This window comes from Marinilabilia salmonicolor JCM 21150 (genome assembly GCF_000259075.1).
Classification (GTDB): Bacteria; Bacteroidota; Bacteroidia; order Bacteroidales; family Marinilabiliaceae; genus Marinilabilia; species Marinilabilia salmonicolor.
Genome location: NZ_AJKI01000011.1, coordinates 1 through 12,731 on the forward strand (window position 1 = coordinate 1; position 12,731 = coordinate 12,731).

Sequence of the window (12,731 nt, forward strand, 5' to 3'; positions counted from 1 at the left end):
TTGGTCAGTTATTATTCAGTACGAATACTTTTCTTAACCGTTCTTTTTCCAACCCCTCTTCGCTCTCTATCTCTTCGTGGCAGCCTCTTTTGGCGCCCCGTTTTTTTTCAAAAGCGAGTGCAAAGATAAAGTAAATTATTTTCTCTGCCAAAATTATTTTTGTCTTTTTTTCAAGTGCCGATCTCGTCGGCTGTTTTTCAAAAAAAACTGCTCTGCTGTTTCTCTCGGACCCCTTGGTCTCTCTTGCAAAGCGGGTGCAAAGATAACGCATTGTTTCCCGCTTTTCCAAATCTTTTTTCAAAGTATTTGTGTGAAAAAATGTCAATCCATTGAGGGTCAAATATAGAAGTCTCAAATTTTATGTCAGAAAAGTAAAAGTAAGAGTTTTTGGGGAGAGTGTCAAGGGAAGAAGAAGGGTTGAGGATTGAGGGTTGAGCTCTCATCAGCTCAACATCTCACCATCTCACCATCTCACCAGCTCAACAGCTCAACAGCTCATCAGCTCATCAGCTCATCAGCTCGCACAAAAGGTCTTGTTCCCCTCTCCAAGCCATTCCTTTTCCAAAAAACCTCTTATATAGAGCCGTTAACAAGTTCTAATTTTGTAAATTCGCAGAAATATAACTTCAAATATTATATACCTGCAAGCCAATGACAGCATCAAAAAATCTGGTAATTATACCAACCTACAATGAAAAGGAAAACATAAAAGCCATTATAACGGCTGTATTTGCTCAGCCTACTCCATTTGACGTTTTGATTATTGATGATGGGTCGCCCGATGGAACCGCATCCATTGTTAAAGAGATGCAACAATCTGCTTCAGAAAAACTTCATTTATTGGAACGAGCCGGTAAACTGGGACTGGGCACTGCCTACATCACCGGTTTTAAATGGGCTTTGGAAAACGGGTATGAATTTATTTGTGAGATGGATGCCGATTTTTCTCACAATCCGGAAGATCTGAACCGGTTATACGATGCATGCGATAAAGATGGTGCAGATTTAGCGATTGGATCCAGGTATAAGTCGGGAGTAAATGTGGTGAACTGGCCCATTGGAAGGGTGTTGATGTCCTATTTTGCTTCCACCTATGTAAGACTGGTTACCGGAATGAAAATCATGGATACCACAGCAGGCTTCAAGTGTTATCATCGAAAAGTTCTGGAAACCATCAAACTCGATAAAATACGGTTGAAAGGATATGGTTTTCAGATTGAAATGAAATTCTCGACCTGGAAGTACGGATTCAAAATTATCGAAATCCCCATTATTTTTACCGATCGCCAGGAGGGGGCCTCAAAAATGAGTGGAGGAATTTTCAGCGAGGCTTTGTGGGGTGTTATAAAAATGAAAATCAGCAGTTTCTTTAAAAAATACGAAGTCTGAAATTGATTAACAACCTAAATTACAATCAGCAATTCACTAAAAGAATTTAAAGGCAAAGATCTTATTATATAAGAGCTGTAATTATAGCAAACCTATATTAAATGGCTATTCTAAAGATAGTTAAAAAGAAGTTGACAGGGCGTTTTTAACAGAAGCCCCATGAAAACCCCGGAATTCTTTAACCAGGCTATTGACATCCTCTAATCCTGCCTGTTACTTTATTAATAAAACGCAAAATCATGAAAACACTTATAAAAAATGCAACCATCATCAATCAGGGAAGTTCCTTCGAGGGCAGTGTGTTGATAAACGACCGGCTGATTGAAAAAATCTTTCGAAAAGAAGATCTGCTTCCTGATGCCGACAAAACCATCGATGCAGAAGGATGTTACCTCATTCCCGGAGTCATCGACGACCAGGTACACTTCAGAGAGCCGGGACTCACGCACAAGGCAGACATTTATACTGAATCGGGCGCTGCTGTAGCAGGTGGAATCACCTCCTTCATGGAAATGCCCAATACCAATCCGCAAACTACTTCAATAGAGACACTCAATGACAAGTTCCGAATTGGTGAAGAACGTTCCGCTGCCAACTACTCTTTTTATATGGGAGCAACCAACGACAATCTGGAAGAGGTCTTAAAGGCAGATCCTTCCACTGTCTGCGGAGTAAAAGTATTTATGGGCTCCTCCACCGGAAATATGCTGGTTGATAAAAAAGAGGCCCTGGAGAATATATTCCGGGAAGTTCCCATGCTGATAGCAACGCATTGTGAGGATGAAAACACCATCAAAAACAACACAAAAAGATTTAAAGAAAAATACGGGGAGGAAATGCCATTCAGGTATCATCCTCAAATCAGAAGTGCCGAAGCTTGTTACAAATCTTCCTCCATGGCTGTTGAACTGGCATCAAAGTATAATACCCGGTTACATATCCTGCATTTATCAACAGCCCGGGAGATGTCTCTTTTTTCCAATAGTATCCCATTAAATGAAAAACGAATCACAGGAGAGGTATGCGTACATCACCTGTGGTTTTCAGACGAAGATTATGACAAATCCGGTGCCCGTATAAAATGGAATCCTGCCGTAAAAACTGCTCAGGACCGGGAAGCATTGCGTGAAGCACTCCGCACCAACATCCTGGATGTCGTAGCCACCGATCATGCCCCTCATACATTGGAAGAAAAAAACAACAACTATTTCCAGGCGCCCTCCGGAGGACCGCTGGTACAACACTCTCTTCCTGCTATGCTGGAATTATCTGCTCAGGGAATTTTCACCAAAGAGATGGTTGTGGAAAAAATGTGCCATGCACCGGCAGATCTTTTCGGAGTTGAGAGACGGGGTTATATCAAAGAGGGATACTATGCCGATCTTGTCATCATCGACCCCAATCAGAAGGAAAAAATTGAAGATTCCTCTGTACATTATAAATGCGGATGGAGTCCTTTTTCGGGAACCACCTTTTCGCATCGTATTACACACACTTTTGTCAACGGGTACCCGGCTTATTCCAACGGAGTAATCAACAGAGATCAAAATGGTATGATGTTAACATTTAAAAGATAGAAATATGGCCAAAACAATCCTTTATCTGTTCTTTTTACCGTTTTTATTTATATCCTGTCAGTCAGAGTCCGGAAAGAATAACCACCCTGCTCCCACCACCAATTCAGGAATTGTGGTTGCCGACACCATCCTCTACCCAGTGGACATCATTAATCTCGACATGACCAATACGTGGGCCTCGTCTCGCCTGCGCAACCTGGAACATCAGAAACTGATTGATCTTCTTTTCCAAGCAGTTTATAAAGGCAAAGCCAAAGCACTGGATTATTACAACCGGGAACCCATCCCGGCGGAGGAATTAAAAAAAATGGAAGAAACGGGGAAGTTTGACAGAACACAAGCCGCTCAATTGCAATTTGAAGAAACCTGGCGTGTTGATCCACAGGAAGGCACAATGACAAAGAGCATACAGTCGGTTCTTCTTGCATGGCCGGTTTTCGATAGTCAGGGAAACTTTCAGGCATATCAGGCAGGTTTTGTAATAGCACTGAATCATTAATTTATGAATTATTCAAAAACAATTAATACCGCATCCCTTGCTCTGCTGACCGACTTCTATGAAATCACAATGGCTTACGGATTCTGGAAACACAATATGCATGAGCAAAATGCGGTTTTCAATCTTTTTTTCAGGAGCAATCCGTTTGACGGAGGTTTTACCATTGCAGCAGGCCTGGAAACTGCAATTGATTATCTAAATAGCTTTCACTTTAGCGAAGCTGACATTGACTATCTCCGGAGTTTGAAAGGGAATGATTCCAAACCACTGTTTGATGAAAAATTCCTGGCGTATCTCACTTCCATGGAGTTTGATTGCGATGTAGAGGCGATTCGGGAAGGGACGGTTGTATTTCCAAATGAACCGCTCATACGCGTAAAAGGTCCCATTTTACAGTGTCAGTTAATCGAGTCCGCCTTATTAAACATCATCAACTTTCAGACCCTCATAGCCACCAAGTCGGCACGGATAAACCTTGCAGCCAACGGTGAGTCGGTCATGGAGTTTGGCCTGAGAAGAGCCCAGGGCATAGACGGGTCTATCTCTGCCACCAGGGCTGCTTTTATCGGTGGCTGTTCCGGCACCTCAAACGTTTTAGCTGCTAGCCAACTGGGAATTCCGGCTTTGGGAACGCATGCCCACAGCTGGGTACAGGCATTTGAAGATGAATTGGCAGCCTTTGATGCATTTGCAGAAGCATTACCCAACAACACCATTTTTCTGGTGGATACCTACAACACCCCAAAAGGAATAGATCATGCCATTGCAGCAGCAAAAAAAGCGGAAGCCCTGGGACATCGGATTAACGGAATCCGGCTGGATTCGGGCGACCTGGCTTATCTGAGTCAATTGGCAAGAAAAAAACTGAACGAAGCAGGTCTTTCCCATATGAAAATTGTTGCCAGCAATGATCTGGATGAATATCTGATATCAAGCCTGAAACAACAGGAAGCAGCTATTGATTCCTGGGGCATTGGCACCAAACTGGTTACCGCGTTTGACCAACCTGCACTGGGGGGTGTCTATAAACTCGCTGCCATTGAAGCTAATAATGGAATATGGCTTGACCGCATAAAACTGTCGGAACAATCCATCAAAGTCAACATCCCAGGAATTCAGCAGGTTAAGAGATTTTACAAAGAAGGAATCATGGCAGGAGACATGATTTTTGATGAACGAAAAGACCTCTCCGGCTCTGTAAAAATGATAGATCCTTCAGACCCTACCCGAACCAAAATACTGGATAAATCAAGCCTCTCTTGCGAGAATTTGCTGATGCCGGTAATAAAAAACGGGAAATGCGTATATCAGAAAGAATCTATTTTAAAATTACAGCAACGAACATCAGAACAACTTAATTTGTTAGATAAAAGCATCAAACGATTTGTAAACCCGCACATTTATCCTGTTGGAATTGAGGAGACCCTTTACAACAGAAGACTGGAATTAATTGTAAAATACAAACAGGATAAGCAGAGATAAAACCATCGCTGCTAAAAAAAAGCCACACCATGAATGCATTACTAATAGTCGATGTACAAAATGATTTTCTTCCGGGGGGCAACCTTGCTGTACCGAATGGTGATCTCATAATCCCCGTAATCAATAATCTCCAAAAGAAATTCAACCTGATTGTTGCTTCACGCGACTGGCATCCGGCCAATCATGGTAGTTTTGCATCTAACCATCCGGGAAGAAAACCGGGAGATACCACAATTCTCAACGGACTTGACCAGATTCTCTGGCCGGACCACTGCATTCAAGGAAGCCCGGGCGCTGAACTTTCTTCCATGTTAAACCAGTCTCTTTTTCACAAAGTTATTTTCAAAGGCTCCAACCCTGAAGTGGATTCCTACAGTGCTTTTTTCGATAACGGTCATAAAATAGAGACCGAACTGCACCATTTTCTTCAGAAAAAAGGGATAAAACGACTTTTCATTGCCGGACTTGCAGCTGATGTTTGTGTATGGTTTACTGTTAAAGACGCACTGAAGCTGAGTTATGAGACTTTTCTGATTACCGATGCCACCAAAGGTGTGAATATGAATCCCGGTGATACCGAAAACGCACTGAAGGATATGAAGCAAGAAGGTGCTATACTGATTTCATCAGAACAGGTTGAAGATTTCATGTAATACAAAAATAATAATAGTTCGTTAGATTTTTAGAAGTTAGAAGTTGGAGGTTAGTGACCAACAGGCAAAAATTTAAGAGGCAGAAGAAAAAATATTGACCCAAGAGCCATCTTTCAACATTCTAAATAGTGCCTGTCCATAAAGTACCATTTACTGCGTTACGCTTGTCCGAAAAGTACTCATTTACGAAAAGTAAACTCCGTATTTTCGGACTTCGCAAGCCTTGCAAATGGCACTTTCTGACCAGACACAGCTCCAGCAAGAAATTTTCCCGACTTTATAGACGGGCACTAAATAGTGTTTGTCTATAAAGTCCAACTTCTGCGTTGTTGCTCAAAATCTAAATCCTCAAATACTTTAGTATTCTGCGGTTTAGATTTTTCACACGCCTTGAATTTGAACTTTCTAGTTCAAACACGTAAAAAACACTTAGTTTTTGGACAGAGACTAAAGAAAGTTTTGCGTGATAAGCAAAAATCTAACTGCATGCCATAATATTTTGATTATTAATCACCACAGGTGCAAACTTTTTGAAATATTACTTGAAAAACCTTGCACTTTGAATGAAGCGAGCATGGCATATATACAGCCATAGTGAACTATGGCGAAAAAGCTTAACGCAGAAAAATTAAAATAGCACAAAAATTAGTTTGAGAAATTATGGGTCTTTACACAAGTAGATTCCGTGTCGGATTATAGCCACCGCGATGAATAAACCAGGTTAAGAACTCTGGAGAACAAAACGTGCATTTTTCCTTGTCACCTGAGAATCGATTACAATGCGGTCTTTTAGTTTCTCATCAATCACCGGTTGATTGTAATGCCGGATGGTCAGCAACTCCACCTGATCGTTGTATCTGACACTGTAAAACTCCTTCAGTTGGTCCACCATTTTTGCAAAACTATCTTTGCGGTCCACACAAACCGTAAAGTTAAGGGCCGAGGTCTGCAGCAGGTTGATGCGCACATGGTTCTGACTAAAAAGGGCCAGAATCCGGCTCAAATTCTCTTCTGTAATAAAGGAAAAATCCCTGGGAGATAAAGTTAGTACCACCTGGTCTTTCTTCAATATAAAAACAGGAACAGGAATTTTCGGGCTCTCCTGACGAATAACCGTTCCCGGCAATTCTCTGTCAAGAAAAGATTTTACATACAAAGGAATTTGTTTATTCTGAAGAGGTTTCAATGTTTTAGGATGAATAACCTGAGCACCATAATAAGACAATTCGATGGTTTCAGCATACGACAAGCTGTCAATTTTTTGGGCATCAGGAAAAATCCGTGGATCAGCATTGAGGATTCCGGGAACATCTTTCCATACAGTTACCCTTTCAGCATTTAACACATACCCGATAATGGCTGCCGTATAATCGGAACCTTCCCGCCCCAGCGTTGTGGAGATATTGCTGAATGTACCTCCTAAAAAACCCTGCGTAAGATAAAGAGAGGTGTCAACAAATGAAAAAGACCGTTCCATCAACTCGGTTGTCAATTTCCAATCCACATTGGCATCACGATAAAGGTCGTCAGTTTTCAGCACATGCCGCACATCCATCCATTTGTTATCAACATCGGAAAACTTAAGGAATGCACTTATAATATGCGTGGAAAAAATCTCTCCAAAAGAAACAATCTGATCGTATTCATAATCGAAATGCATCGAAGGCAATTGTTCCAGCCTTAGTTCCAACTGCTGGACACACTCTCTAAAAGGTGAAAGCAGCGGGTTCTGAAGGTCACCGAACAAATCGAGGACAATATTATTGTGAAACTCCTTAATAAACCTGAGTTGGGCATTGCATGCGTCTCTTTCTCCGGAGAAATAATGCTGAACCAGCGTCTCAAAAGCGTTGGTCATTTTTCCCATGGCCGACACAACAATAACCTGAGGTTTATCCAGATGACTGACAATTTCAAGAAGATTCCTGACCGCTCCTGCATTCTTGACCGAAGCACCTCCAAATTTAGATACCTGCATTGATGACTTCTGATTAAATGTTAAAAAACAATTTTTCTTTTCCCTGTTTGGGGTGGATAAAAGTAAAAATAATTTATGTATAAAATAGTACGTTAAAAAAAGCTTAAACGCAGAGACGCAATGACGCAAAGTCTTTATTATGAGCGAGTACTTGCTTGCTGCCATGGTTTTACAATGAATTAATTATCAACTATTTGTAAAAGTTTAACGGAGTGTTGTATAAGGTAATCCTTCTAAAAACGGGATTTTTTCCTTTTAGGGGAATACCTAATGTAACTTTGACAAATCAGGATTGTGTTTTTAAAAGGCCGAAGGTCTTGGCGCAATAGTCTGGAGCAATGTTCCGGGGAAATTGTAATAAATCAATCCCCCCTCTCTTTATGGGTCGCAAAGCGACCCATAAAGAGAGGGGGCGTGAGGGATAACTCCAGTCCCAGGGCGTTGCCCTGGGCTATTGCTCTCAGGCTTTCAGCCTGTTTACACATTATCCGGTTTAAGTATTAGGTAGGTTAGGAATACCGAATAAATAGTAGAAACCTCAATTTTTCCCCGGTCAGTAGTGAATTAATTGAATAGTTTCTACTTTTGCAGTAAAAATACACCACGTGGAAATAAGTACATTACCTGCAACATTCGCCGGTCATAACAGTCTTGGAGTAATAAAAAAATGGACCCAATCCCCTGAAGGCAATGTAACCCTCAAGGGTCTTTCAGGGTCCGCGGCGGCACTTTTAGCAGCGGCGGCAAGTGATAAAGTCAAACATCTTTTTATACTTGAGGACAAAGAAGAAGCTGCCTATTTTTACCACGATCTGGTGCAACTTTCAGGAGAAGAGAGGATTTTTTTCCTCCCCTCCACCTACAAAAGATCTCCCGAATTTGGTCAACCCGACAGCAACAACACCATCCTGAGAACAGAGGCATTGGAACAGCTTCAAAACACTGACAGCTCTGCATTGGTTGTCACCCACTCTGAAGCTTTGATGGAAAAAGTGCCAACACGCACGGAACTTACCGGGCAATCCATGACCATCAAAACAGGAGACAATCTGGATCCCGCATTTGTGGAAGACTTTCTGCAGGAATTATCATTCCAACGGGTGGATTTTGTTTATGAACCCGGTCAATATTCATTGCGTGGTTCCATCATTGACATTTTCTCTTTTTCCAATGAAGACCCCGTGCGGGTAGATTTTTTCGGAGACGAAGTGGAAAGCATCAGAACTTTCGACATAGAAAACCAGCTCTCGAAAAGAACTTTGGAACAAGTCACCCTGCTTCCGGATTTGGGCAAAAAACAGGAGGGAAAAGAATACATAACACTTCCTGATTTTCTGGGAAAAGAAACAAGAATCTGGATTCAATCACCACGACAGGTATTTCAGAAAACAGAGACCATCTACCAAAAAGTAGAAACGAAATATCATCAGGAAAACAAAGGTGAAGAAATACCGGGGCTCCCCGCTCCCGAAGACCTGGTATCCTCCGGTGAACTAAAGTCTGCCTTTGATAACTATCCTCTCATCAACTGGGGAAGTATTATAAATAAAGACGTTAGCGGTCCGGTCATCGATTTTCAGACATCACCACAGCCGGTTTTTAAGAAAAATTTTGATCTGCTGGAAAAAGACATCCTTTCCAAACAGGAAGAAGGTTATCGAATCTTTATTCTATCAGACAATCCCCGCCAATTGGATCGTCTGCGGCAGATTTTCGAAGATCGTGGAAAATCTCTCAAATATGAAGAGATCAATCATGCATTACACGAAGGTTTTATCGATCATGAATTGAAACTTTGCGTTTACACCGATCATCAGATATTTGACCGTTATCATAAATTTTCGCTTCGAACGGATAAAGTCAGAGCGGCCCGCCAATCAATCTCCATCAAGGAACTTACCCGACTTAACCCCGGGGATTATGTGGTACACATCGATCACGGAGTGGGGAAATTCGGCGGATTGGTAGCCTCAGAAGTAAACGGACAACAACAGGAAGCCATTAAGTTGATTTACCGGGACAATGATGTGATACTCGTCAACATCCATTCGCTGCACCGCATCAGCAAATTTAAAGGCAAAGATGGGGAGCCACCCAAAATAAACAAACTGGGAACCGGAGCATGGCAACGGGTTAAAGAAAAAACCAAGAAAAAAGTCAAGGACATTGCAAGAGAGCTTATCGCCCTGTATGCCGCCCGAAAATCACAACCCGGCTTTTCTTTTTCATCGGATAATTTCATGCAGAAAGAGCTGGAAGCATCCTTTATTTATGAAGACACCCCCGACCAGAATAAAGCAACGCAAGCAATCAAAGGGGATATGGAAGAAAAAACGCCCATGGACAGACTTGTGTGCGGTGATGTGGGATTCGGCAAAACAGAACTGGCAGTGAGAGCTGCCTTTAAAGCAGTGACCGACAACAAACAAGTGGCTGTACTGGTACCCACCACCATTTTGGCACTTCAACACTATCACACCTTCAGGGAAAGATTGAAAGATTTTCCCTGCAGCATAGAATATGTAAGTCGCCTGAGAAAAACATCGTCCACCAAAAGGGTAATTAAAGAGGTTAAAGAAGGCAAAGTTGACATTGTCATCGGGACTCACCGCCTGGTAGGGAAAGATGTGGAATTTAAAGACCTGGGGTTGCTCATCATTGATGAAGAGCAGCGATTCGGGGTTGCCGTAAAAGAAAAGCTCAAGCGCATCAAAGTAAATGTGGATACATTGACGCTTACTGCGACTCCCATCCCCCGCACCCTACAGTTCTCTCTGATGGGAGCCCGTGATTTGTCCATTCTGAACACGGCCCCGCCCAACAGACATCCGATTATTACTGAACTTCATACATTCAATGAACCCATCATCCGGGAGGCCATTTCTTACGAACTGGAACGCAACGGTCAGGTTTTCTTCATCAACAACCGTGTCCACAACATATATGAGATGGAGAAAGCCATCAATCAGTGGATGCCGGAAGTAAAAACCGTAGTGGCCCATGGTCAGATGGAAGGCGCCAAGCTGGAAAACATTATGATGGAGTTCATCGAAGGTGAATACGATGTGCTGATTGCCACTACCATTATTGAATCGGGACTGGACATACCCAATGCCAACACTATAATTATAAACAATGCACACCATTTCGGGCTGAGTGAACTACACCAGTTACGCGGACGAGTGGGGCGTTCGAACAAAAAAGCCTTCTGCTATTTATTGGCTCCTCCTTCCTCAACACTTACACAGGATGCACGACGACGATTGCACATCATTGAAGAATTTTCGGAACTGGGAAGCGGATTCAATATTGCCATGCAGGATCTTGACATCCGGGGCGCCGGAAATATGCTGGGGGCCGAACAGAGCGGATATATTGCTGACATAGGCTATGAAACCTATCAACGGATTTTGCAGGAAGCAATGCTTGAACTGCGCGAAGATGAATTCCCCGAACTCTTCAAAGATGAACCAAAACCGGGGGATGAAACAACCGCTTACACCCGCGATTGTCAGATTGAGACTGATGAAGCAGTAAGAATTCCGGAAGATTACGTCAGCAATACCGCAGAGCGCATGGATCTGTATCGGGAGCTTGACAATATTGAAAAAGAAGAAGAACTTAAAACATTTGAAAACAACCTAACGGATCGGTTTGGTGCGACTCCAGTGTCCACACAATCGTTACTTGATGTGGTAAGAGTACGTATGAAAGCCAAAACAATGGGCATAACACGTTTGCTGTTAAAGAATCACACGGCCCGGTTGCATTTTATTGACAATCAGCAATCCGGATTTTACCAATCAGAAACATTCGGCAAAATTCTTCAATGGATACAACAACACCCCAAAGAAGTTCAAATGCAGCAGAAAAATGAAAAACTGGTACTCACCATAAAAAACATAAAAGGGATTACCAACCTGCTAGATAAGCTGAAGGAAATTACGACCCCATCTGCTCCTTAGGTATAGCCTCCTGCAGAACCACAAGAATCTTTTCGGCTTCCCCCAGCTCATTATTCAAAACATATCCCCGGCATTCCAGCCGATGAGTGGTAGTCTCAATGGCCATATTTACAGCATCCGCATTGCCCTGATTAAAAATATTGGCCAGAGCTCCCCTGTCGATGTTCATCCAGGGCCTCATGGTAAACACCGAGTGCCCACGCATATCAAAAGCAGGATTGACATATTCTCTGAAAGCAGGATTGTAATCCACCACTTCAAAAAGACGATTAATTACCAAAACAGGTCCGGTTCCGGTAAGGGCAGCCTCTTTCCACTTTTTAAGTTCATCAACACATGCCATGAAACCGGATATTTCGACCAACCCAAACTGAAATGCAGGTCTTTGATTAAAAAGAATCCTGGAGGCATGCACCATAACCTTCAATGGTTTTTGGTGAAAAGTTTTTATCTGAAGATGAAAAGGCTCAATCTCCTCTGAAGTATCATCAGCAAGAACACTTTCCAACATAGGGACAAATTCATCATCCACAAAATCGACCAGGGAGGTTCCCACAATATCCTCCATATAATGAGTTTTAAACAAATCGAGCGCCAGATTATTCAGATACCTGATAACCCCATCCTGAACAATGGTCATTGCTATGGGAGCTTTGGAAATATAATTGCGAAAGCTTTGTTCTCTTCGTTTTTGGTCCACATCCGCTTTATGCTTGTAATAAGCCAGTTCCATGGTAATTCCCAACTCTTTTTTTGTAATTGGTTTTACCAGGTACCCATACGAATTGGAGAAAACAGCCCGTTCCACCACCTCATGACTAGTGTCGCTGGAAACAAAAATAACAGGAACTTCGCACTCTCTCTGAATATGCTCTGCCGCCTGAATACCATCCAAATCACCTTCGAGATGTATATCCATCAAAACAATGTCAGGTTTATTGGATTTACACTCCTCTAACGCTGCAACTCCATCTTTACATCGTCCGATAATATCGAAGCCTAAATCCTTAAGAAACAAAGAAAATATTGCGGAGATGAAACGATCATCTTCAACTACCAGAACTTTTCGCATAATATGGTACAATTTTTGGGAACATTCCCCAAACCAAAAAAAGTTGAGTTAACCTTTTAATTCATAAATCAGGTTAAATTTGCTTTGGAAAAACCGACAAATATTCAACAAAACGG

The 12,731-nt window shown here is 42.2% G+C and carries 9 protein-coding genes; 6 read left to right on the forward strand and 3 right to left on the reverse strand.

Annotated features, from left to right (window positions below; all coding sequences use genetic code 11):
• Positions 1-4 precede the first annotated feature (4 nt).
• Complete coding sequence (locus W7W_RS0107015) at positions 5-301, reverse strand: hypothetical protein (protein ID WP_157202454.1); 297 nt, start codon at positions 299-301, stop codon at positions 5-7.
• A gap of 350 nt (positions 302-651) precedes the next feature.
• Here W7W_RS0107015 and W7W_RS0107020 point away from each other — a divergent pair, with 350 nt between their 5' ends.
• The 5 genes from W7W_RS0107020 (at position 652) to pncA (ending at position 5,600) form a co-directional block, all read left to right on the forward strand.
• Positions 652-1,389, forward strand: coding sequence for a polyprenol monophosphomannose synthase (locus W7W_RS0107020; RefSeq protein ID WP_010663091.1), 738 nt, complete (start codon positions 652-654; stop codon positions 1,387-1,389).
• A gap of 239 nt (positions 1,390-1,628) precedes the next feature.
• Positions 1,629-2,966: a dihydroorotase gene (locus W7W_RS0107025; protein ID WP_010663092.1), complete on the forward strand. Its 1,338-nt coding sequence runs from the start codon at positions 1,629-1,631 to the stop codon at positions 2,964-2,966.
• A 4-nt stretch (positions 2,967-2,970) separates the two neighbouring features.
• Positions 2,971-3,465 carry a hypothetical protein gene (locus tag W7W_RS0107030; RefSeq protein WP_010663093.1) on the forward strand — a complete coding sequence of 165 codons (495 nt, stop codon included), beginning with the start codon at positions 2,971-2,973 and terminating at the stop codon, positions 3,463-3,465.
• A 3-nt stretch (positions 3,466-3,468) separates the two neighbouring features.
• Entirely contained in the window at positions 3,469-4,947 is a 1,479-nt protein-coding gene (locus tag W7W_RS0107035) for a nicotinate phosphoribosyltransferase (RefSeq protein WP_010663094.1), read from the forward strand.
• Between the two features lie 29 nt (positions 4,948-4,976).
• Positions 4,977-5,600, forward strand: coding sequence for a bifunctional nicotinamidase/pyrazinamidase (gene pncA, locus W7W_RS0107040; protein ID WP_010663095.1), 624 nt, complete (start codon positions 4,977-4,979; stop codon positions 5,598-5,600).
• Positions 5,601-6,321: 721 nt separating this feature from the next.
• On the opposite strand, the gene W7W_RS0107045 is transcribed toward pncA, so the two are convergent.
• A complete protein-coding gene (locus tag W7W_RS0107045) occupies positions 6,322-7,578 on the reverse strand; it encodes an aspartate kinase (RefSeq protein WP_010663096.1) in 1,257 nt (418 codons plus the stop codon).
• Between the two features lie 605 nt (positions 7,579-8,183).
• On the opposite strand from W7W_RS0107045, the gene mfd reads away from it, so the two are divergent.
• Entirely contained in the window at positions 8,184-11,543 is a 3,360-nt protein-coding gene (gene mfd / locus W7W_RS0107050) for a transcription-repair coupling factor (protein WP_010663097.1), read from the forward strand.
• On the opposite strand, the gene W7W_RS0107055 is transcribed toward mfd, so the two are convergent.
• Positions 11,521-12,615 carry a response regulator gene (locus W7W_RS0107055; RefSeq protein ID WP_010663098.1) on the reverse strand — a complete coding sequence of 365 codons (1,095 nt, stop codon included), beginning with the start codon at positions 12,613-12,615 and terminating at the stop codon, positions 11,521-11,523. The genes mfd and W7W_RS0107055 overlap by 23 nt on opposite strands.
• Positions 12,616-12,731 lie beyond the last annotated feature (116 nt).